Genomic DNA, 22,683 nt, shown 5'->3' with positions numbered 1-22,683 from the left:
TGTTCAGGCGGCGGTCGTCGACTGGCCCAGGCGTTCGATGAAACCGTGGATCAGCGTGACCATGTCCTTGGCCGCGATGGCAGCATACTTCAGCGTCTGTTCGTGCGACAGCGGGAACGGCGTCAAGCCCTCGGCCAGGTTGGTGATGGCGGACATGCCCGCCACCTTCAGGCCGCAGTGGCGCGCCGCGATCACCTCGGGCACGACCGACATGCCGACCACGTCCGCGCCGAGCGCCTTGAATGCGCGGATCTCGGCGGCCGTCTCGAAGTTCGGGCCCGGGCAGGCCAGGTACACGCCTTCGTTCACGGTGATGTTCTTGTCCTTGGCCGTCGCCTTGATCAGGTCGCGGATATCGGCGTCGTACGCGTTGGCCATGCTGAAGAAGCGCGGACCGAAGCGGTCGTCGTTCGGGCCGGCCATCGGGCTGCCCGGCAGCAGGTTGATGTGGTCCGTCAGTACGACGACGCTGCCCGCGTCCACTTCCGGCCGCAGCGAGCCGGCGGCATTCGTCACGAACAGCAATTCGCAGCCGATCAGTTTGAACGTGCGCACGGCGGAGGTCATCACGCCCGGACCATAGCCTTCGTAGAAATGGCCGCGGCCCTTCATGCACGCGACGGGCACGCCCGCGAGCGTACCCAGCACCAGTTCGCCGGCGTGGCCATGCACGGTGCTGATCGGGAAGCCGGGCAGGTCGGCATAGCTGATCGTCACCGCGTCCGCCATCTGCTCGGCCAGCACGCCCAGGCCGGAACCGAGGATCAGGGCCACGCGCGGCGTGAAGCCCGGCTTGCGGGCGCGGATGACGTCGGCGGCTTCGAAGGGAGTATTGCTGAAGGGGTGAGGGGTCATGTTCGGTGATGGCAAGGCGGGGTCAGGGTGCAAACTATGCATGAATGTCGATTGGTATGGCAAATACCATTTTTCTGCTCGATTTATACGTTTATGCTATAGATTTGTCGAGAACCCCGTTGACCATGGGCAAACATATGTTTAAGATGAAAAACAAAAGTTTAACCCATCCGCCACCGTGACCGAACCGTCAAAAAAGCAACAGTTGTACGAGGCCATCCGCGCAAATCCGTTCGTCTCGCAACAGGAGCTGGCTAACCTGCTGGGCCTGTCGCGCTCGGCCGTCGCCGGCTATATCGCGGGGCTGATCCGCGAGCGCAAGCTGCTCGGCCGCGCCTACGTGCTGCCGGACCGCCGTCCCGTCGTGTGCGTGGGCGCCGCCAACCTCGACCGCAAGCTGCGCTCCTGCGACGCCCTCGTCCTGCGCACGTCGAATCCGGCCAGCCAGAGCGAATCGTTCGGCGGCGTGGCGCGCAACATCGCCGAGAACCTGGCGCGGCTGGGCACGACCGTGGCACTGCTGACGGCCATCGGCACGGACAGTGCCGGCACCGCCCTGCTCGACCATGCGGAAACCCTGGGCATCGACGTGCGCGGCGCCCTGCGCCTGGACAACTGCTGCAGCGGCACGTACACGGCCGTGCTCGACCGCGACGGCGAGATGGTCGTCGCGCTGGCCGACATGGCCTTGTACGACCGGCTCGACCCGGCGTTCATCGATGCGCGCCAGGCCCAGCTCACGGGCGCCGCCCTCGTCGTGGCCGACCTGAACCTGCCGCACGACACCATCGCCGCCCTGGTCGCCCAGGCCCGGCGCACCGCTACGCCGCTCGTGCTCGTGGCCGTGTCCGAACCGAAGATGGCGCGCCTGCCCGCGGACCTCGCCGGCGTGCGCCTCCTGATCCTGAACGCCGGCGAACTGGCGGCCCGCGTCGGCCGGCCGCTGCCCGACGATGATGCGGTGGGCGCCGCGATGCGCGACGTGCAGGCGCAGGGTGCACGCGACGTCATCGTCACGCGCGGCGCGCGCGGCGTGCTCGTCACCGTGGGCGACGCCATCGTCGACCTGCCGGCGGCGCCGGCTGCCGTCGTCGACGTGACGGGTGCCGGCGACGCCTTCGCGGCGGCCGTCTGCTGGTCGCTCGTGCAGGAAGATGGTGCCGACGACCTCGTGCTGGCTTGCAAGCGCGGCCTGCACCTGTCCGAGCTCACGCTGGGCGTGCCCGAGACCGTCCATCCCGGCATCGGACCGGACAGCCTCGCCGCCATCTACCAGGAACCTCTGCTATCACAGGACTGAACATGCACGCCTTCCTCCAGTTTTCCCCCGAAGTCCAGGCCGCGCGTGCGGCCGGCAAGCCCGTCGTCGCGCTCGAATCGACGATCATCTCGCACGGCATGCCCTACCCGCAGAACGTGCAGACGGCGCGCGAGGTCGAGCAGGTGATCCGCGCCGCCGGCGCCGTGCCCGCCACGATCGCCCTCATCGACGGCAAGATCTGCGTGGGCCTGGCCGACGCCCAGCTCGAACGGCTGGGCAATGCCGGCGATGCCCTGAAGGTGAGCCGGCGCGACCTGGCCTATGTGCTGGCCGAGAAGAAGCTGGGCGCGACGACGGTCGCCGCCACGATGATCTGCGCGGCCCTCGCGGGCATCGAAGTGTTCGTCACGGGCGGCATCGGCGGCGTGCACCGCGGCGCCGAGACGAGCTTCGACATCTCGGCCGACCTGCAGGAACTGGCGCGAACCAACGTCGTCGTCGTGTGCGCGGGCGTGAAGTCGATCCTCGACATCGGCCTCACGCTGGAATACCTGGAGACGCATGGCGTGCCCGTCGTGAGCGTGGGCCAGCCGGGCTTTCCGGCATTCTTCACGCGCGAATCGGGCTTCAATGCCGACTTCCAGCTCGACACGCCGGAACAGCAGGCCCGCTTCATCCGCACCAAGTGGCAGCTGGGCCTGACGGGCGGCGTCGTCGTCAGCAATCCGGTGCCCGTCGAATCCGCGCTGCGCAACGAGGAAATCGACGGCATCATCGCCCAGGCGCTGGGCGAGGCCGACGCACAGGGCGTGAAGGGCAAGGCCGTGACGCCGTTCCTGCTGGCGCGCATCAAGGACCTGACGGGCGGCCGCAGCCTGGCCACCAACATCGCGCTCGTGAAGCACAACGCCCTCGTCGGCGCCCGCCTGGCCGTGGCGCTGCACGCGGCGGCGCACATTTGAGTCAATGACGAGGCCCTCATGTCGATCGACCTGAAGCAGCTGAAATACTTCCTGGCGGTGGCCGAAGAAAAAAGCTTCAGCCGCGCCGCCGAGCGCCTGCACATCTCGCAGCCGCCGCTGTCGCAGCAGATCATGAAGCTGGAGAGCGAACTCGGGGTGCGCCTGTTCGCGCGCACGACGCGCAGCTTCGAGCTGACCGTGGCCGGCAAGGCCCTGATGCACGAGGCGGCCGACCTGCTGGGCCGCATGCGCATGACCATCGACACGATCCGCCAGATCGACCGCGGCGAGGTCGGCCGCCTGCGCGTGGGCATCGTCGGCTCGGCGATGTGGGGACCGATCCCCCGCCTGCTGGAACAATTCCAGAGCCAGTTCCCGCGCGTGACGTGGACCATCCACGAACTGGGCCCGAACGACCAGTGGGACGCGCTGCGCGGCAAGCAGATCGACGTGGGCTTCTGGCGCGAGCCGAAGATCGACGAGGACATGCTGCGGAACGCCGGCCTGAAGCAGGAACTGTGCTTCCGCGAAGACGTGTGCGTGGCCATCAACGCCCGGCACCCGCTGGCGCAGCAGAATGCGATCGAGCTGATCGACATCGCGCACGAACCGATGCTGACCCTGCACCTGGACCAGTCGGCCGAGCCGCGCTACCTGCTCCAGTGCTGCGTCAACGCGGGCTTCCAGCCGACGATCTTCCAGGAGGCGGCCGAGCCGCAGACCCTGCTGGCGATGGTCGGCGCGGGACTGGGCGTGGCGCTGATGCCGTCGACGACGAGCCGCATCGGGTGGCCGGGGGTGCGCTTCCTGCCGGTGCGCACCAATCCGCCGTCGGCCAATCTGTACATCACGTATCCCACGCAGGACGATGCGCCGGTCGTGCGGGCGTTCCTAAAAATCCTGGACCTCGGGTAGGGTGGGCACCCCGTGCCCACGCGAACCTTCGCATCACGCATACGTCACGCGTGGGCACAGGGGTGCCCACCCTACGTCCAACATGCCGTTTACTGGGTCGCCCCACCCGCCTCCGTCGTATCGGTCTCCGTCACTACCGCCACCTCCACCGCGATGCGCAATGCATCGACGATGTCGCGCAATGCCATCGACGGCGGCCGCTCCGGCCGGTCCGCGGCCTGCTCCGGCAGGAACGGCACGTGGATGAACCCGGCCCGCACGGACTGTCCGACCAGATCGTGCATCAACCCGTAGAACACGTGGTTGCACACGAACGTGCCGGCCGTCTGCGAAACGCTGGACGGAAACCCGCGCAGCCGCAGCGCGCGCACGATCGCCTTCACCGGCAAGGTGCCGAAATACGCGGCCGGGCCGTCCGCGACGATCGGCGTATCGACCGGTTGCGCGCCCCCGTTGTCGCGGAACATCGCGTCGTCGATGTTGATGGCCACGCGCTCCAGCGAGATCTCGGAGCGCCCGCCGGCCTGGCCGACGGCGATCACGATGTCGGGCCGGGTCTCGGCGACGGCGGCGCGCAGCACGTCGAGGGCCGTGCCGAACACGCAGGGAAGCTGGCGCGCGGCGACGGCGAAGCCCGGCCCGGACCAGCCGGCAAGCAGCCGTACGGCTTCCCATGAAGGATTGATAGTGGCGCCATTGAAAGGTTCGAATCCCGTCAGCAAGACGGTCTTGACGGGAGCTTGGGCAGCAGGTGCAGTCATAAACGCCTCATCGATACATCAAAAAATACAGCAGGACGATATTCGCGCCCAGCAGCGGCAACGCGGTCGGCAGCTGGGCCTTGATCACGGCATTCTTGTCGGGCAGCTGGAGCAGCGCGGCCGGCACGATGTTGAAATTCGCCGCCATCGGCGTCATCAACGTGCCGCAATAGGCGCTGAACATGCCGATCGCCGCCATCACGACGGTAAATAATGCCATGCCCGCGCAGAACGCGGCGCAGGCCAGCAGGCGCGAATCGAGCGGCAGAGTGCTCGTCGCGACGTGGGCCACGGCCTTGCCCACGCCGGCCTCGGCGTCACGGGCAGGTGCGCGGCCCAGCCCGTCACGCCGCAGGCCGCGATCACGACGAGCACGGGATTCGCACGCAACAGGAATCCGGCGACGACGGCAGCGATGCCGAGCAGCGGCCACAGATTGACGGCGGTGGGCAACGGTCCTCCAGCGGTTGTGTTGGCGTGGACGATCTTACCGCACAGCCAGATCCATGCGAACTGAGCTTCACGTTTCAACCGTGCGCACGCTGCCGCGCGCGCGTAGCGCATCCGTACGAGCCGTCGCTTCGGCGCGACTTATGGCTGACCTGCACACGAGTACCGCGTGCGTGTTGAGGTCCCGCATGGCACGACGAATATGGCTGGGTAACGTAGATGCCGTTTCCACCCGGGAGTCCGCCATGACCACCATCGAACGCGCAGTACGCTTACTCCGCATGCTCGCCCGCCCGCTGCTGCCCGCCTGCCTGTTGCTGGGCGTGGCCGGCTGCGACGGCGGCGTGGAGGTCGGCGTCAGCTGGTATCACGATCCGCCGTGGCCCGACCACCCCGACTGGCCCAGCTGGCCCGACCGGCCGCCGGGCGCGACCGGCCTGTTCCCGATCGCGGGCGACGTCTGCGGGCAATGCGCGGGTTCGCAGGACGGCACCGGTGGCGCCGCGCGCTTCAACGGCCCGCAAGGCATCGCGGCGGACGCGGCCGGCAACCTGTACGTGGCGGAAGGCCCCAGCGCCACCATCCGCAAGATCACGCCGCAGGGCGTCGTGACCACGCTGGCCGGTACGCGCGGCGCCGTCGGGTATGCGGACGGGAACGGCGCGGCGGCGCGCTTCAACGGTCCGAGCCGCCTCGTCGTGGACACGAACGGCGTCGTGTACGTGACGGACAGCGGCAATTCCGTCATCCGCCGCGTGGCGCCGGACGGCGTGACGACCACCTTGGCCGGCGACGGCACCTGCGGCAGCGCGAACGGCCCGGGCAACGTGGCGCGCTTCTGCAGGCCCACGGGCATCACGCTGGACCGGCTGGGCAACCTGTGGGTGGCCGACACCGGCAACCACCTGCTGCGCCGCATCGACGCCAACGGCATCGTCACGACGGTCGCCGGCACGCAGGGCGTGTGCGGCAGCCACGACGGCGCGGGCAACCAGGCCCAGTTCTGCGACCCGCAGGACGTGGGCGTCGACAAATGGAACAACGTGTACGTCGTCGACACGGGCAATTCCACGATCCGCATGGTGAACGACAAGGGCGTCGTGTCCACGCTGGCGGGCCTGGCCGGACGCTGCGACGCCATCGACGGCGGGCCGGGCGTCTCGCGCCTGTGCGCCCCGAGCGGCATCGCGGTGGACGGCAACGACCTGTACATTGCCGACACCAACAACTCGACGATCCGCCGGATCAACCTGGACAACGTGACAAGCACCGTGGCCGGCGTGCCCGGCCACGCGGGCGTCGTCCTCGGCCCCCTGCCCGGCGGGCTGGACCGCCCGATCGGCGTGGCGCTGGCGCCGGACCGCTCGATCGCGCTCACGACGCACAATATTGTCGTGAAGCTGTTGCCGGCCAAGTAGGGTGGGGTGATTGATGCTGGGGGCATCAATCACGCACTGTGCCCACGCGTAACGCCAACAAACCGCACACGTCACGCGTGGGCACATTCGTATGTGAGGCCACTGGCCTCACATACCCCCACCCTACAGATGTAAGGTCATGTAAAAAAAGGTGTAAATACCCCCTATTGCTCTATTACAATGCAAGCACTGCCCGCTGACAGGAGCATGCATGTTACGGTTTTTCCGCGGCCGGATCACACGCGGCCCCGCCTCACACCTTTCTCATTTGTCCCGGCCCCGGCTGGCCCTGCTGGCCGCGGCCGGCCTGGTGGCCGCATCGGCGGCCGCGCCTTGCCTCGCCTCGCTCGGACGCGCGCCAAGCGCCTTCGCCGGCACCACCACGGTGCATCAGGCCCGGGCGCTCGCGGCGGCCAATGGCACCACCGGTAGCAAAAGTAACAACGGCAGCGCCAGCTACAACGTCAACACGACGACGCTGGCCGGCGGCACCACGGTGCGCGAATATGTGGATGCGGACGGCGTCGTGTTCGCGGTCACGTGGAACGGGCCCTTCCTGCCCGACCTGCGCGAACTGCTCGGCCAGCACTTCGCCACTCTCAAGAACGAGAGCGCGCGCCAGCCGAAGGCGGGCCGGGGACAGGTCCGCGTCGCCCAGCCGGACGTGACGATCGAATCCGGTGGCCACATGCGTGCCTATGCGGGCCGCGCCTGGATCAACAGCCGCCTGCCGGCCGGCTTCGACACGGACACGCTCGAATGAAGATCCTGTCCATCCTCCTGACCTGCCTGATCCTGACCGCGTGCGGCGGCGGGGGCGGCGGTTCCTCCAATGGCGCGCCGCCCGCAGCCCAGCCTGCCGTCGCCATCAGCGCGTCCGGCACCAGCGTCACGGGCGGCGATACGCTGACGCTGACCTGGAGCACGCAAAACACCGGCGCCACGGCCTGCACGGCGTCCGGCGCCTGGTCGGGCCAGGTCGCCACGAGCGGCAGCCAGCAGGTCACGCCGGCCGCGCAAGGCGCCAGCTATACCGCCACCTACACGCTCACCTGTGGCCAGACGAGCAACAGTGTCGCGGTCACGGTCGCGCCGCCCGCCAACGTCATCCCGATCACCGTCGACGACGGCCCGGCCGGCGCGACCGGCCAGTTCAACGTGCCCTACGTCAGCGTCACCGTGTGCCGGCCCGGCACGACGGTCTGCCAGACCATCGACCACGTGCTGCTGGACACGGGTTCGTACGGCCTGCGCCTGGTCGCCCCGCTCGACACCGGACTGGCGCTGCCGGCCGTGACGTCGGCCACGGGCACGCCGGTCGGCGAATGCGGCCAGTTCGTGAGCGGCTACACATGGGGTGCCGTCGTCCAGGCCGACGTCAAGCTGGCCGGCGCAACGGCACCGGCGCAATCGATCCAGGTCATCGGGCAGGCGCCGGGCGGTGTGAGCGCGGTGCCGACGTCGTGCAGCAGCGTGGGCAGCAGCATGAACACCGTCGCCGCGGTCGGCGCCAACGGCATACTCGGCGTCGGCGTGTTCAAGGAGGATTGCGGGGCCGCGTGCGCGAGCAACGCCGTCAGCGCGATGTATTACGCCTGCACGGGCAGCACGTGCACGTCGACCGCGCTGGCGCTGGCGAAACAGGTCGCCAATCCCGTCGCCGCGCTGGGCATGGACAACAACGGCATCGTCATATCCCTGCCGGCGGTGGGCACGGGCGGCGCAACGTCGCTGAGCGGCAGCCTCACGCTCGGCATCGGCACGCGCGCGAACAACGCCCTCGGCAGCGCGACCCGCTATGCCACCGATGGGAACGGCGACTTCACGACGGTCTACAAGGGTACGTCGCTGACCGCCAGCTTCATCGACAGCGGCTCGAACGGCCTGTACTTCAACGATACGAGCCTGACGGCCTGCAGCCGGAGCACCGATTTCTACTGCCCGGCGAACCCGCTGAACCTGAACGCGACGGTGATAGCCTACGACGGCAGCGCGTCGGGTACCGTGGCGTTCACGATCGAGAGCATCGATGCGTTGCCCAGTGCCACGGTCGCGGGTCGGGTGGGCGGCACGTACGACAACAAGCACAACAGCAGCAACGCATTCGACTGGGGCCTGCCGTTCTTCTTCGGCCGCAAGGTCTACATTGGCATGGAGACAGACCCGAACGGCCCCTACTGGGCGTTCTGAACGCGCGCGGCGTCAGTCGGGCCGCACGGGTTTGGCGGCATCCTTGCCGATCACCGTGGTCCACGGGCGCACGCGCCACTGCTTCACGAGGCCGTTGATCACATACGGATCGGCGCGGGCGAAGCGCTCGGCCGCTTCCGGCGAGTCGCCGGTGAACAGCAGCACGGCCTGGTCGGCCGGATCGGCCAGCGCGCCGGCGATGACGATCTCGCCCCGCTCCTGGGCTTCCCAGCCCAGCTTCAGGTGTTCGTTGCGGAATTCGCCGCGGCGCTCCAGGTAGTCGGGCGCCAGGTCATAGATCAGCAAAAAGTGCATGGATTCTCCTTGTCGTGTCGTTGCGGGTGAGTCAAACGGGGGCTAGTGTAACCGAGCGTGCACTACGGTACCGTGCGTAGCAACTGATCTGGCTTGTGCCACACTTGACTGCACGCCGGCCCGCCCGTTCCTGACGCCGGCACGACCTTTCCCGGAGGAACCATGCCCAAATTGACACTTGCCGGCCATCCACTCCATCCGATGCTGATCGTGGCGCCGGCCGCACTGATCCCGTTCGGCTTCATCCTCGACGCCATGCACCGCGCGACGGACAACGACGATTACGCGAACGCCGCCTTCTACAGCCTGACGGGCGGCCTCGTCGGCGGTCTCGCGGCCGGTGTCGCGGGCGCGATGGATTACCTGGAAATCGACAGCGGCACCGAGGTCAAGCAAACGGCCAATGTGCACGCGCTGCTGAACGGCGGCGCGCTCGCGCTGACGGCGGCCAATCTCGCGCTGCGCCGCAACGGGTACAAGCACACGGGCGGTTCGCTGGCGCTGTCGGCTCTCGCGGCCGTCGGGGTGATCGTCTCGGGCTGGTTCGGCGGGCGCATGGTCTACGAACAAGGGATGCGCGTAAAAGGCGTCAGTCCCGTCGAGCATGCGCCCGAGGCGAAGATGCTGCCGGGCGACGAGCGCGTCGAACACGCACTGCACGACGTCGAACGTTACGCGCCTTCGTCCGGCCCGATGCTGCACTGACACGAGTCACGCGTGGGCACAGGGGTGCCCACCCTACTCATTGGCCAGGTGTACGGCGGACGTTTTGTTTGGCGCACCTGGCGTCGCCAGGTCGCCCGTCGCCGTCATCGGCGTGCCCGCCGGATGGGCTTTGGCGAGCGGCCCGGTGAACACGATGCCGGTGCCCGAGACGCTGGCGCCCGCGTCATGGGCGCGCGTCAACGGCGCCTGCAGGGTCAGCTTGCCTGACATCCACCCCGTCTCCACCGCGGCGACGACACCCTGTTCTTCATCCGCGCCGCTGCCGATGACCACTGCCTGCCCGACCGTGAACTGGCGCGCGTCGTCGACACGGACCACCGTGGCCCCGTTGTCCGCCGGTGCCGCTGCTCGGGTCAGGCCGGGCGAACCGACCGTTGCGACCGTCAAGGTTTCGGCATCGTCGCCGGCATCGATGACGACGGCCTGGCCGGGCAAAAACTGCGCGACCGTGGCGGCCTTGACGCTCGTCGATCCCGCAGCCGTCGCACCTGTCCTGATCGAGACGGACGTCACGAAATCCACGCAATCGTTGTCGCTGTCCTGGCCGTCGGGATAGCGCCCCGTGCTGCCATTGCTCGCATCGACTTGCGCGGTGGCCCCGCTGAAAGGGATGCCCGGGAGCGCGCGATCCCACGCTTGCACGCCGGGGATGCCCGGCGCCTGCGCGTGACAGGTGGCGGCCTTGCCGGCGGCCCCGCGGAATCCGCCGGATGCCCACGGGTCGACGAGATCGCCGTAGTTCAGGCTGTCGACCACGTGCCCCGCAGCATCGCGCAATACCATGCTGCCCGCTTCCCGGGACAACACCGGGCCGCCAAACCACTGGTCCGGGTTGCCCTGGAAGCCTGCGATGGTCACGGTGTCCACCCGCACGACGGCGTCCGTGTCATGGGCGCGGGTGAGCGCGCGGTCCAGCACGATCCCGCTGCCCGCCGGGCGCACCGGTTCGTTGCTCGAGTGGGCATGGCGGACGGCGGGCGTGAAACTGATGCCCGTGCCGCGCACGCTGAACGGCAGGTTGGCGGCATGGTCGTACTTCAATGGCGCCGCCAGGTCGAGGCCCGTGCCCGGCTCCACGAACGGTTCGCTGGCCACGTGGCCCTGCGCGAGTGCCGGAGAAATCGTCAGCGTGAGATCGCCGCCCGGCGTGCCATCGACGCGGACGATGTCCACGGTTTCGAGCTTGCCGGGCGCGCCGATCACGGCTTTGCCGGGCGTGTAATCGACGTTCTTCCTGGTCGGGAAGCCGATCGCGCCATGGACGACGATCGTCGTGGCGCCGGCGACGGCATCGCGGGCCAGGCTGGTGCGCCGGGCTGCCGTGCCCACCCGCTTGACGGTGACGGTATCGATGCCGTGACCGACGCTGTCGATGTCGARCCGGACCTTGTCGCCGGCGGCAATGCCATCGGTCGACGTCACCTGGATATTGGTCGCCCCTGCCGCGGCATCGAGACCGAGCCACGCCTGGCTGCCTGCCGTGCCGACGCCGGTAATGGTCACTTTCTCGTAGTGTTCGGTCGCGCGCCCGTCGACGGGATAGGTGGTGCCGTAGCCGAGAGCAAGGGTAGCGCCGACGGCGAAGCCCTCGGTCGTGGTCACGGGGACGCTCGTCGCCCCGGCCGGGATGGTGATGATGGGGCCATCGGGCAGCGGCTGCCACAGCGGCGTCGCCTGGCCGGCCGCCGTGCCGACACGGACGACCTTGCGGGTTTCCCGGTCGGCACCGCTGCCGACGACGATGGTGTCGCCCGGCTTGATCCCATCGATATTCCGCACGTGGAGGGTCGCGTCGCCCGGCCGGGCGGGCAGCACCAGGCCCGAATTGGACAGGCCCAGCACATAAAAGCCATGCGGCGCCAGCCGGGTCCCGGCAGGCATCTTGACCGTGGAGAACAGCGGTTCGCGCGTCGCGTGTTGCGCGAACGTCCAGTTCGAGATGTCGACCTCCTTTTCACCGGCGTTGTACAGCTCGATGAAGGCATTGGTCGGGTTCGTGCGTGCGCCGTCGCTCAGGCGGAATTCGTTGATCTTCACGGGCGCCACATTGCGCACCTTCGCGGCGGCCGCTTCGGTGCGCCGCGCACGGCTCGCCGGATCCTGCCACGTCGCCACGCCTTTCAGGTCGCCATTGAACGGCGCGGCGCCGGATCGAATCGTGAACACGGCGTGCACGCTTTGACCGGGCGCGATCGCGTCGGTGAAGGTTTTTTCGGGCGCATTGACGTTCCAGCCCTTCGGCGCCGCCATGGACAGCGTGACGCCCTGGACGGGGCGGTCCGCCGTATTGGTGAACGTGACCGTCAAGTCTTTGGATTGCAGCGGCGCGAACGTGTGCAGGCTGGACGGGACGTCGGACACCGCTTGCGTCCCGACACTGACGGCCGCCACATCGTAGCGGGCCGCCGCCACGTTCTGCGCGACCAGCTGGTCCGTCGCATTCGACGGATAGGTCCGCGGCGCCGTCATCGCGCCTTCGTAGAACGTGCCTTGCGACGCAGTACTGTTGTCGCCGCCATTGCCGAGAATAACGGCACCTTGCTTGCGCATGGGATCGTAAGACGCATCGATCCGGCGGCCTTCATACATGACGGCCAGTTGTCCCCGCTGGGCATCGCCACCCAGCGTCGCCCACAGGCCCGGCTTGCCTTTCGTGACGGCAGTGACGAAGCGTGTACCGAGGCTGGGCAGGTTGGCGCACCGCTTCGATTTGTCGTCGTTGACGCAACCGACCAGATTGTTTTCGTGGTCGGCCATCACCCAGGGTCCGGCTCCGCTGCCGTGGTACCACCCTTTCGCGTTGCCGAAATAGATCGCCTCCATCGTGCCATTGTCGTCGTCGATGCTGTCGATCTCGCCGTTGCCATAGTCGAAGCAGCATGCCCCGTTGTAGTGATAGCCATTGATGACGGCATACTGTCCGCCCGCCTGGTCATCCACAGGCACGCCGTGTGTATCGTTCAGGCGCAGGCCCATGCCCGGCGCGATATACACGCCATAGACCTTGTGTCCCATGACGGTGACCGGCGCCAGGTCCGCGAGCGGGAGATTGTCCATGCCGCCCAGCGCGGGCCCCGTCCACGTGCCGCGCGGCGCCTGCACCAGGTGATTGCGCTTGCCCGACTGGTCGTACAGGATCGTGATCCAGCACCAGGTGTTGGCGCAGAACGCGTCCTGCGCCGCCGCGTCCGCGTAGCCGCCGCCTTGCACGACACCGATATCGCGCGTTTTGCCGTCCGATTGGCGCATGACCTGGTACAGGGGCCCGTTGTATGCGGCGTAGAGCGCGCGCGTGGTGCTGTGCGCGGCCACGCAGGGCGCGCCCGCCCTGGCATAGATGTCGCAGGGGCCCTCGGGCCGGACCGCCTGGGCGGATGCCCAGGCCGGCAATGCACCGAACGTCAGCGCGAGCGTGAACGCCAGGCGGATGGCAAATTTCAGCATATTGGTGTTATGGCTATCTTATAAACCTCCCATCATAGAATCGAGTACATGGCCTGAACCAATTACTTTTTTCTCTCGATCCATACCGGATTTGCAATGCCCGAGGCGTTCCGCCCCCGCTGGTCCGCGGCGCGGGCGACGATCGCGTCCGCGCGCACCTGCGCATGGGCTTTCTGGTCCGGCGTCAGGCCAGCACCGATCTCGTCGAGGAACGGGCCATTGAAGGGGATGGCCTCCTGCTCGGACACGCCGTCGAGCTTGACCATGATGTCGCGCAGCGCCATGCCATAGGCCAGCGCGCTCTGGCGGTCCGCCGCGATGGCCGGATGGCCGAACCAGAAGCCGGTGAACAGCTGGTACAGGCTGGCCCAGTAGCCCTGCTCGGCCTGCGCGTTCAACATCCCGTTGACGCGCGCCTTCCATTCCTTCACGAGCGGGTCGTCGGGGCGGGTCATGAGGGCCGTTGGATCGCCGAACGGGCCTTCCTCGAGCAATTCCGCCAGCGCCCCATCGACGCCGGCGCGCGCGGCACGCTCGAGGTGGTCGATGCGCGCCATCTTCATTCTCTCGTTCACGGTGGCGCAGGTGGTCGCCGGATCGGCAATCGATTCGCCGGACGCATCCGTCCCGTCGCGCCCGGGCAGGCGGCCCGTGCGCTCGAACACGACGCAGGCGTGCAGCAGCCACCAGGCGCGCCAGGCGTCACGCGGATCGCCGCTCGCGGCCAGGCGCTCGACGCGCCGCGCCAGCGGTTCAGCCGGCGCCGCGGCGGGCGACGGCGGCGCACCCAGGTCGGACAACCACGCCGGCCCGGTGGTGATGGCATCGGCGCCAGCGTACTCCGCCTGCACCGCCGACGATGCCGGCGCGGGCGCTCCCACCCGCACGGTGCGCCACGCAGGCAGCACCAGTACGCCAACCAGACCCAGCGCCGCACAGGCCGGCACGACCGTTTTCCACTTCACGTCAATCCACTCCTTTTGCCTCGTGTAGACAGCCTAACAAAGGGTTGATCGAAGCGACAATGTCGGCGCTGTAACAGGATGTTGCGGCAAAACTACTCTTTGCGATTTCGGCCTATCCTTGAAGGGATTTGATGGGCAGCGCACAGAAGAATTCGAAAGGCAGGGGTAGACTGTATACATGAGCACTAACAAAAAATTGGCGGCGGGTATGGCTGGCTTTGCCAGCATGTTGTGGCTGGGCCTCACGGCCGCGGTCGCGGCGAACCAGCGCCGTCTCGTGTTCAACCCCACGGTCGAACGCGAAGTGCTGCATCCGCGCAGCAGCGGCCACCGCACCCGGCCCGTCGTGCTGCGCGCCCGCGATGGCACGCGGCTGTCCGGCTGGCTGATGACGCCGAAGATGCCCGGCACGCGTCCTGCCGTCATCTATTTCGGCGGCCGGTCCGAAGAAGTGTCCTGGGTCGTGCGCGACGCCGGCAAGCTGTTCCCCGGCATGGCCGTGCTGGCCGTGAATTACCGCGGCTACGGCGATTCGCACGGCGACCCGGCGGAAACGCACATGATCGAGGACGGCTGCATGCTGTTCGACTGGATGGCCGCGCACCACCACGTCGATCCGCGCCGTATCGCCGTCGTCGGCCGCAGCCTCGGTTCCGGCGTGGCCGTGCAGGTGGCGAAGGAACGGTCCGTACATGCCGTCGTCCTGATCACCCCCTACGACTCGATCCTGGCGCTGGCCAAGCGCAAGTTCCGCGTGATGCCGATCGAGTACATGCTGCGCCACCGCTTCGAGTCGATCAAGTACGCGCCCACGCTGAAAGTACCGACGTTCGTACTGCGCGCGGCCAGCGACGACGTGGTGCCGCATTCCCACACCGACCAGCTCGTCGCCAAACTGGCCCAGTTGATGGGGGACGAAACGGTGCCCGGTTCGGACCACCTCACGATTCCCTACCTGGAAGACACCCAGGCCCGCATCGCCCGTTTCCTCACGTCGCAATTCGCCACGCTGCCGGACGCGCCCGCCCTTCCCGCCTCGACGGAAATCGTGGTGGTGAAGGACATCGTCGTGCCCGCCGCCGCCTCGGCCATCCTCCCCCTCGCGAAATCCTGAACGTGGCGCAGCCATTTATATGTAAATCAAATAAATGGCTAAGCAAAATCGTATTTGCCACGAATAAACTTGCTGATGCATAGTTTCACCACCGGGTTGCGAAGGTCACCACTTTCCGCAACACCGCATGAACGCCTGTCGAGCTTGTTGGAATCCCACGACAGCGCGTCACCGGTCACGCGACAATCTCGCCAAAACCAAAACGTTGACAGAATCCGCTCGCGACAAAACCGCGCGGCGTGGTCTTTGCTGGCCGGGAGGGCCATCCCCTCCCGGCGCAACCATTGCGCCGGTACAATACGGGATTCAGGAGCCAATCGATGAAATTCAAGCAACTTTGCATGACGATCGCGGCACTTTGCGTCAGTGCCAGCGCCAGCGCCGACATGGCCGGTGCGAAACTGGCGATCGTCTACGATGCCGGCGGCAAGTTCGACAAGTCCTTCAACCAGTCCGCCGCCGAAGGCGTGACCCGGTTCACGAAGGAGACCGGCGTCAAGGTGTTTGAAGCCCAGGCCAACTACGATACCCAGGCCGAGCAGGTGCTGCGCGCCCTCGCCCGCAAGAAGTTGCAACTGATCGTCTCGATCGGCTTTTCGCAGACGCAACCCGTGCAAAAGATCGCGGCCGAATACCCGAACGTGCACTTCGTGATCATCGACGGCAATGCCCAGGGCAAGAACGTCAATTCCGTACTGTTCAAGGAACAGGAAGGCTCTTACATCGTCGGCGTCGCCGCGGCGATGGCGTCGAAGACCAGGACGATCAGCTTCGTCGGCGGCATGGACATCCCGCTGATCCGCGCATTCGCCTGCGGCTACGTGCAGGGCGCGAAAACAATCAATCCGAAGATCCAGGTACTGCAAAACATGGTCGGCACGACGAGCGCAGCCTGGAACGACCCGGCCAAGGGCGGCGAGCTGGCGCGCGCGCAATTCGATCGCGGCGCCGACGTCGTGTTCGCCGTGGCCGGCGGTTCCGGCATGGGCGCGCTGCAGATGGCCAGGGAAAAAGGCAAGCTGGCGATCGGCGTCGATTCGAACCAGAATTACCTGTACCCGGGCACCATGCTGACGTCGATGGTCAAGCGCGTCGACAACGCCGCCTACGACGCCTTCATGAAAGCGAAGAACGGCCAGTTCACGTCCGGCATCACGTACCTGGGCCTGAAGGAAGGCGGCGTGGACTGGGTGCTCGACAGGGACAACCGCATGGTCGTCACCCCCGAGATGGAAAAACGCGTGATGGCGGCGCGGGCCGACATCATCACCGGCAAGATCAACGTGGTCGACTATCGTGCGGCCAACTCTTGCCCGCAATAACCGGGCACCTCGAAAAACCGTCGCGAGCGGCCGCAATGCGGTTCGAGAAGCGCAGCTGTACGAGCAGTACAGCCGGTCCGCCGCCGCGGAGCATCGCAGAACCGCAGTGCAACGCGCAGCAGGTTTTTCGACGTGCCCAACCGTATCGAACACTGTTTTAGCGTCGAAGCGCGCCGCGCCGGTTCCATGCCGGCGCGGCGCGCTTTTAAGTAAATAAATGCATCTCTTTTAATCTGTCTACCGAAAACGGACCGCCATGCAGCCAGCCGTAGAATTTCGCAACATTAGCAAAGCCTTCGGGGCGGTGCAGGCGAATGCCGACGTCAGCTTCGCGATCGCCAGGGGCTCGATCCATGGCGTGATCGGCGAAAACGGCGCCGGCAAGTCGACCCTGATGAGCATCCTGTACGGCTACTACAATGCCGACAGCGGCCAGGTGCTGATCGACGGCCACGCCCAGGACCTCCGCACCAGCCATGAGGCGATTGCCCTCGGCATCGGCATGGTGCACCAGCACTTCATGCTCGTCGAGAACATGACCGTCCTCGACAACGTCATGCTGGGCAACGAAGGCGGCTTCAGGCTGGCCGCCAAACGCGGTGCCGTGGAAGCGAAGCTGCGCGAGATCTGCGACCGCTACCGCCTCGACGTCGACCCGCTGGCGACGATCCACGACCTGTCCGTCGGCGCCCAGCAGCGCGTCGAGATCCTCAAGCAGATCTACCGCAGCGCCGACATCCTGATCCTGGACGAGCCCACCGCCGTGCTCACCGCGCAGGAAACGGCGTCGCTGTTCGAGATCCTGCGGCTTTTCAAGGCACAGGGCAAGACCATCATCCTGATCACCCACAAGCTGCAGGAGATCATGGAGATCACGGACGAGGTGACGGTGATGCGCGCGGGCCGCGTCGTCGGCGCCGTGAAAACGGCCGCGACGTCGCGCGAAGAACTGGCGAACATGATGGTCGGCCGGCCGATCGAAAGCGAGCTGCCGCGCGCGCCGTACAACCCGGGCACCGAGGTACTGAAGGTGACGGACCTGCAGCTGAAGGATGCGAACGGCGTCGCCCTCCTGTCCGACATCGGGTTCACCTTGCGCGCGGGCGAAGTGGTCGCCATCGCGGGCGTGTCGGGCAACGGCCAGAGCGAGCTGCTGGAGATCCTGTCCGGCATGCGCCTGCCGACGGGCGGACAGGTCGAATTCCTCGGCAAGCCATTGCCCTACGCCGGCCGCACGAACGCCGACGGCCTGCCCGCGACGTTCCGCGGGCTCGGCATCGGCCACGTGCCGGAAGACCGCCTGCGCGACGGCGTGATCAAGGATTTCTCCGTCATGCAGAACACGGTGTTCGGCTACCAGGACCACGTGTGCAACCACTGGGGCCTGTTCGACTATAAAAGGATCGCGCAGCGCTGCGCGCACCTGATGACGGCGTTCGACGTCCGTCCGAACAATCCGGACCTGCGCATCGGCCTGCTCTCGGGTGGCAACCAGCAGAAGGTCGTGATCGCGCGCGAAGTGGCGGCGCGGCCGAAGCTGATGCTGGTCGGCCAGCCCACGCGCGGCGTCGACATCGGCACCATCGAAAGCATCCACAAGCAGCTCCTGCGCCTGCGCGACGAAGGCGTGGCGATCCTGCTGTCGTCGGTGGAACTGGAAGAGGTGCGCGCGCTCGCCGACCGCATCATCGTGATGTCCGGCGGCCGCATCACCGGCATCCTCCCCATCGACGAATTCGACACCACCCGCATCGGCCTCTTGATGGGCGGGATGCACAAGTCCCCGATGCTGGAAACCGAGCCATGAAAAAAACCGAACTTCCACGCTGGGCCACCGGTTTCGTCCTGCCCATCCTGAACCTGATGTCGGCGCTGCTCGTCGCGGCGCTCGTGATCCACCTGCTGGGCGAGAGCCCGTCGGCATCGCTGCGCATCCTGATCGACAGCGCGATCCTCGATCCGGAAGGCCTCGCCTACACGCTGTTCTACGCGAGCACCTTCATCTTCGCGGGCCTCGCCGTGTCGGTCGCGATGCAGGCGGGCCTCTTCAACATCGGCGCCGAAGGCCAGATGTACGTCGGCGGCCTGGGCCTGACCTGGGTCGTGCTGGCGCTCGACGCGCACCTGCCCGGCATCCTCATGATTCCGCTCGCGATGATCGGCGCCGCCGTCTTCGGCGCGCTGTGGGCCTTCATTCCCGGCTACCTGCAGGCGAAACGCGGCAGCCACGTCGTCGTCACGACGATCATGTTCAACTTCATCGCCGCGAGCCTGATGAACTTCGTGATCGTGAAATACCTGATCCCCGAGGGCCAGCAGAACCCGGCGTCGCGCGTGTTCGCGAACAGCGCCGCGCTGCCGCTGCTGAACAAGCTGCTGCCCGTGCTGGGCGACACGCCACTGAACATCAGTTTCATCCTCGCGATCCTCGCCCTCGTCGTCTATGGCGTCGCCGTGTGGCGCTCAAGTTGGGGATACAAGCTCCAGGCGACGGGCCTGAATGGCCACGCGGCGCACTATGCGGGCGTGAAGATCAGCCGCACGATCATCGTCACGATGCTCGTGTCGGGCGCGTTGGCCGGCCTCGGCGCCGTCAACTCCGTGATGGGATCGACGCATTACCTGTCGCTGAACTTCCCCGCCGGCGCCGGCTTCGTGGGCATCGCCATCGCGCTGATGGGCCGCCAGCACCCGGTCGGCATCTTCCTGTCGTCCGTGCTGTTCGGTGCGCTGATCCAGGGCGGCTTCGACCTGTCGCTGGAAAAACCGAACATCCCGCAGGAAACCTTCATCTTCATCCAGGGCCTGATCATCCTGTTCTGCGGCGCGATGGAAAATTTCTACGCCCCTGCCATCCTGAAACTGATCAACGTCACCCGTTCCACCAAGGAGGCTTGAATGGAAGACTTCCAACTCGCCAGCATCGTCGTCTCCACGATCCGCAACGCACCGGTGCTGATGTTCGCCGCGCTGGCCGGCCTGTTCGCCGAGCGCTCGGGTGTCGTCGACATCGGCCTCGAAGGCAAGATCCTCGCGTCCGCGTTCGCTTCCGCCGCCGTCGCCTATGCCACGCAGAACCCGTGGTACGGCATCCTCGCCGGCATGGGCGTGTCCGTCGCCCTCGCGATGGTGCAGGCCTTCGTCTCGATCACGCAGAAAGGCAACCAGCTCGTGGCCGGCATCGCCATCAACATCGCCATGAGCGGCCTGACGTTCGTGCTCGCGCAATTCTTTTTCCAGCAGGGCGGCCGCACGCCGGACCTGCGCAACGCGCGCCTGTTCGACGTCACCCTGCCCGGTACGGCGGCCCTCGAGCACATCCCCGTCATCGGCTGGCTGTACGGCCACGTGATCGGTGGGCAGTCGGTGCTGGTCTACCTCGCGTTCCTGCTGCTGCCCGTCGTGCACTGGGTCGTGTACCACAGCCGCTTCGGCCTGCGCCTGCGCGCCTGCGGCGAGAACCCGCACGCAGCCGACGCGGCCGGCGTCCCGGTCGAGCGCACGCGCTATCTCGCCATGCTCGTGGCGGGCGTGCTGTGCTCGTTCTCGGGCGCTTACCTGACCTTGGTCCAGAGCGGCTTCTTCCTGCGCGACATGTCGGCCGGCGCCGGCTACCTGGCGCTGACGGCGCTCGTGTTCGGCAACTGGCGGCCACTGCACACGGTGCTCGGGTGCCTGATGTTCGGCCTGTTCGGTGCGATCCAGATCCAGCTCGAAGGGGTCGACCTGCCGGTCGTCGGGCGGCTGCCGGGGTCGTTGATTCAGGCGATTCCGTATATCGTCACGGTGGTGGTTCTTGCCGGATTGATGGCCAAGTCGGTGGCACCCAAAGCCATCGGCAAACCCTTCGTCAAGTCGCGGTGACGCAATCGTGGGCTCGGGGAGCCCACCCTACGTGTGTCGATTGCCGTAGGGTGGGCACCCCGTGCCCACCAAACCCACCCGCGACATCATTCATTCGCGCGGCGGGTCGATCGCGCCAACGTCCAYGCCAATCCTACCCCGGCGGATGCGCCATAATCCTTCCTGAACAGCGGGCTGTCCCGGTTCGCATTCCCCGCATAACTGTCCAGCCGCACGAACCCGAACACACGCACGTCCGGGTTCACACGGTACGAACCGAACAAGCCCGTACGCACGAGCATCAGCCCGCCGTCCGACTTGTAGGCCGGCCGGTCCGCCGTCGCATACTGCGGCGCCACGTCGTAAAAGTAAGCATGGATGCGCCGGTCGCCGAATACCGCGCCCGCCTGCGCCTCCAGCGTCCAGGCACCGCCGTCGCCGCGGCGTTCCCACACGAAGCGCGGCTCCGTCGTCCAGCCCTGGCGCCGCAGGCCGCCGCGCGCTTCGATGACGGCACGCACCGGCAGGTCGAAACGCAGCCGCCCCGCTTCGCCGAAGTCGGCGAACTTGTATTTCACGCGCGGACCGAATTCGACGAGCGTGCCGAGGTCGGGCATGCCGCGACGCACATCCACGTCGTTCGAATGCGCGGGCAGCGCGCCGGCGAAGCCGACGTCGAACTCGACCTTGTCCGTGTCCAGCAGGCGCGCGCCGACGCCTTCCTGGTCGGCACGCAGCACCTTGCCGCGGTACAGCAGGAAAGGCGCCACGAGCCAGCGGTTGCTGCGGTCGGATGCGCCCGGGTAGGCAGGCGTGCTGAACGCGGCGGCGCCGACGCCCGCTTCCCACAGCGGCAGCCTGGTTGGCGCATCCTGTGTAGCGGGTTCGGCAGCAATGGCGGGCACGAGCGCGAGCAGCGCGGATGCAGGGAACAAGAAACGACGAATCGAGGGCATGATGATGGTCCGGTGAGATAGCCGCAGATTTTAACCCATGAAAAAAGCCGCCGTGGCCTCGTGGGCCTGCGGCGGCTTGCGGAAGGTCGCGCCGTTGGTTACGGCCAGATCGCCTTCAGCAGCGCGGCCAGGTTGTAGCCGCCCTTGATCATCTGTGTCTTTGCGAGCGCCGAGCTGGGCACCGGATAGTCGTTCGGCACTTCCAGGCTCCACGTGTACCAGGTCTCGCCCTTCTTGCCCACCTGGGGCACGATCTTGCCGGCCGTGACGCCCGCGAACGCGATCTTCGAGACGGCCAGCGTGTCGTCCGCCCACTGGTACGGCCAGGTCACGGGGTCGCCCGTGTTCTGCGGCACGCTCGGCTTGCCGTCGATGACGGCCTGGGCGAACTGTTCCGGCGTCTTCGTGCGGATGCGGCGGAATGCGTAGTCGACCGTCGTGCTGTCCCAGTACGAGTGGAACGGCTTCGTCAACGCCTTCGGCACGCCCGGCTTCTCCGGCTTCGGTTCGCCCGGCGGGATCAGGTTGGCGGACATCTGCTCGATCTTCGCGTCGTCCATCAGGAAGTTGTTGCCGCCGCGCGAATCGAAGACGACGGTCTCGTCGATCTCGGCCTTCGTCTTCGGCACGACGAACTTTCCGTTCTTGTCGACGAACGCGGCGCCCACGTGCAGCGGCTGGACGATGTCGCCGGCCAGGTGCGTCACGAGGATCAGCGCCTGGCGCTTCGTGAACTTGTGCGGGTTCGTCGCCGGCGTGTCCTTGCCCTGCAGGACGGCGATGGCCTCCTTCAGCGTCTGCACGATGTCGTCGTCCGCGGTACCGGCCGCGCCGTCGTGATAGTGGTCGAGCTGGAACGGCACGTCCGTGTAGTGGTATTCGCTGTGCTTCGGATTGGCGTTTACGTAGTCGATCATTTCCGGCGTCTGCGGACCGCACCAGTTGCCCTTCACGCAGTCGGGCCAGGTGGACACGGCTTCCAGCGATTCGCCCGACAGCAGAAGAGATTTGACCTCCGCTTCGGCATGCGTGCCCTTGATCAGTTTGTCGGCGATGGCGCCCACGGCGCGGTGGCCGTCGGTGCCCCACGCGGCCGCGTCCAGCGACACGAAGGCGCCGGCCAGCGCCACGACACATGCGATTTTGCTCATTTGCTCACCAATTTATTCACCATACGGTTTATATC

At 66.9% G+C, this 22,683-nt stretch carries 19 protein-coding genes and 1 pseudogene; 12 read left to right on the top strand and 8 right to left on the bottom strand.

From position 1 onward, the window contains the following. Positions 1–3: 3 nt before the first annotated feature. A complete protein-coding gene (gene xapA / locus AC1DYX_RS00885) occupies positions 4–855 on the bottom strand; it encodes a xanthosine phosphorylase (protein WP_477255337.1) in 852 nt (283 codons plus the stop codon). 178 nt (positions 856–1,033) lie between these two features. Between xapA and AC1DYX_RS00880 the strand changes: the two genes are divergently transcribed. From AC1DYX_RS00880 to AC1DYX_RS00870, 3 genes are read left to right on the top strand one after another with little or no spacing between them, the layout of a single operon-like run. Then, on the top strand, positions 1,034–2,155 hold the full coding sequence (locus AC1DYX_RS00880) for a carbohydrate kinase (RefSeq protein WP_477255335.1): 1,122 nt from the start codon (positions 1,034–1,036) through the stop codon (positions 2,153–2,155). Positions 2,156–2,157: 2 nt separating this feature from the next. After that, positions 2,158–3,078, top strand: coding sequence for a pseudouridine-5'-phosphate glycosidase (locus tag AC1DYX_RS00875; RefSeq protein WP_477255333.1), 921 nt, complete (start codon positions 2,158–2,160; stop codon positions 3,076–3,078). Between the two features lie 18 nt (positions 3,079–3,096). Then, a complete protein-coding gene (locus tag AC1DYX_RS00870) occupies positions 3,097–3,993 on the top strand; it encodes a LysR family transcriptional regulator (RefSeq protein ID WP_477255331.1) in 897 nt (298 codons plus the stop codon). Between the two features lie 89 nt (positions 3,994–4,082). On the opposite strand, the gene pcp is transcribed toward AC1DYX_RS00870, so the two are convergent. Both pcp and AC1DYX_RS00860 read right to left on the bottom strand, forming a co-directional pair. After that, the gene (gene pcp / locus AC1DYX_RS00865; protein WP_477255329.1) at positions 4,083–4,754 is read right to left on the bottom strand and encodes a pyroglutamyl-peptidase I; all 672 of its coding nucleotides are present in this window, start codon (positions 4,752–4,754) and stop codon (positions 4,083–4,085) included. A 7-nt stretch (positions 4,755–4,761) separates the two neighbouring features. Beyond that, positions 4,762–5,070: pseudogene (locus AC1DYX_RS00860) on the bottom strand (5-oxoproline transporter, DUF979 family subunit); the annotation flags it as partial. Positions 5,071–5,449: 379 nt separating this feature from the next. Here AC1DYX_RS00860 and AC1DYX_RS00855 point away from each other — a divergent pair. The 3 genes from AC1DYX_RS00855 to AC1DYX_RS00845 all read left to right on the top strand — a co-directional run bounded on the left by AC1DYX_RS00855 (position 5,450) and on the right by AC1DYX_RS00845 (position 8,812). Then, the gene (locus AC1DYX_RS00855; protein WP_477255327.1) at positions 5,450–6,622 is read left to right on the top strand and encodes an NHL repeat-containing protein; all 1,173 of its coding nucleotides are present in this window, start codon (positions 5,450–5,452) and stop codon (positions 6,620–6,622) included. Between the two features lie 211 nt (positions 6,623–6,833). After that, complete coding sequence (locus AC1DYX_RS00850; RefSeq protein ID WP_477255325.1) at positions 6,834–7,385, top strand: DUF2844 domain-containing protein; 552 nt, start codon at positions 6,834–6,836, stop codon at positions 7,383–7,385. After that, a complete protein-coding gene (locus tag AC1DYX_RS00845; RefSeq protein ID WP_477255323.1) occupies positions 7,382–8,812 on the top strand; it encodes a DUF3443 domain-containing protein in 1,431 nt (476 codons plus the stop codon). Before AC1DYX_RS00850 ends, AC1DYX_RS00845 begins: the two co-directional genes overlap by 4 nt. A gap of 12 nt (positions 8,813–8,824) precedes the next feature. Here AC1DYX_RS00845 and AC1DYX_RS00840 read toward each other — a convergent pair whose 3' ends face one another. Next, positions 8,825–9,127 (bottom strand): YciI-like protein, encoded by a 303-nt coding sequence (locus tag AC1DYX_RS00840; protein WP_477255321.1) that lies wholly within the window; start codon positions 9,125–9,127, stop codon positions 8,825–8,827. 162 nt (positions 9,128–9,289) lie between these two features. Here AC1DYX_RS00840 and AC1DYX_RS00835 point away from each other — a divergent pair, with 162 nt between their 5' ends. After that, on the top strand, positions 9,290–9,832 hold the full coding sequence (locus AC1DYX_RS00835; RefSeq protein ID WP_477255319.1) for a DUF2231 domain-containing protein: 543 nt from the start codon (positions 9,290–9,292) through the stop codon (positions 9,830–9,832). 33 nt (positions 9,833–9,865) lie between these two features. Here the strand turns inward: AC1DYX_RS00835 and AC1DYX_RS00830 are convergent, their stop codons facing one another. Together AC1DYX_RS00830 and AC1DYX_RS00825 are read right to left on the bottom strand one after the other, a co-directional pair. Further along, entirely contained in the window at positions 9,866–13,297 is a 3,432-nt protein-coding gene (locus tag AC1DYX_RS00830) for an arabinofuranosidase catalytic domain-containing protein (protein ID WP_477255317.1), read from the bottom strand. Between the two features lie 62 nt (positions 13,298–13,359). Next, a complete protein-coding gene (locus AC1DYX_RS00825) occupies positions 13,360–14,262 on the bottom strand; it encodes a hypothetical protein (RefSeq protein ID WP_477255315.1) in 903 nt (300 codons plus the stop codon). Between the two features lie 208 nt (positions 14,263–14,470). On the opposite strand from AC1DYX_RS00825, the gene AC1DYX_RS00820 reads away from it, so the two are divergent. The 5 genes from AC1DYX_RS00820 to AC1DYX_RS00800 all read left to right on the top strand — a co-directional run bounded on the left by AC1DYX_RS00820 (position 14,471) and on the right by AC1DYX_RS00800 (position 20,562). Beyond that, positions 14,471–15,376 carry an alpha/beta hydrolase gene (locus AC1DYX_RS00820; RefSeq protein ID WP_477255313.1) on the top strand — a complete coding sequence of 302 codons (906 nt, stop codon included), beginning with the start codon at positions 14,471–14,473 and terminating at the stop codon, positions 15,374–15,376. A 320-nt stretch (positions 15,377–15,696) separates the two neighbouring features. Continuing rightward, positions 15,697–16,698, top strand: coding sequence for a BMP family lipoprotein (locus tag AC1DYX_RS00815; protein ID WP_477255311.1), 1,002 nt, complete (start codon positions 15,697–15,699; stop codon positions 16,696–16,698). Between the two features lie 256 nt (positions 16,699–16,954). Then, complete coding sequence (locus tag AC1DYX_RS00810) at positions 16,955–18,505, top strand: ABC transporter ATP-binding protein (RefSeq protein ID WP_477255309.1); 1,551 nt, start codon at positions 16,955–16,957, stop codon at positions 18,503–18,505. Further along, positions 18,502–19,596 carry an ABC transporter permease gene (locus AC1DYX_RS00805; protein WP_477255307.1) on the top strand — a complete coding sequence of 365 codons (1,095 nt, stop codon included), beginning with the start codon at positions 18,502–18,504 and terminating at the stop codon, positions 19,594–19,596. The genes AC1DYX_RS00810 and AC1DYX_RS00805 overlap by 4 nt, the downstream gene beginning before the upstream one ends. Next, a complete protein-coding gene (locus AC1DYX_RS00800) occupies positions 19,597–20,562 on the top strand; it encodes an ABC transporter permease (RefSeq protein WP_477255305.1) in 966 nt (321 codons plus the stop codon). Between the two features lie 86 nt (positions 20,563–20,648). Here AC1DYX_RS00800 and AC1DYX_RS00795 read toward each other — a convergent pair whose 3' ends face one another. Then, positions 20,649–21,476 carry a MipA/OmpV family protein gene (locus AC1DYX_RS00795; protein ID WP_477255303.1) on the bottom strand — a complete coding sequence of 276 codons (828 nt, stop codon included), beginning with the start codon at positions 21,474–21,476 and terminating at the stop codon, positions 20,649–20,651. A gap of 119 nt (positions 21,477–21,595) precedes the next feature. After that, complete coding sequence (locus tag AC1DYX_RS00790) at positions 21,596–22,648, bottom strand: S1/P1 nuclease (protein ID WP_477255301.1); 1,053 nt, start codon at positions 22,646–22,648, stop codon at positions 21,596–21,598. Positions 22,649–22,683: the final 35 nt, after the last annotated feature.

The sequence above is a fragment of the Massilia sp. P2_C2 genome, from assembly GCF_056404615.1.
The sequence above is the reverse complement of the archived record's forward strand: the minus strand, read 5'-3'. Positions and strand labels throughout refer to the sequence as shown.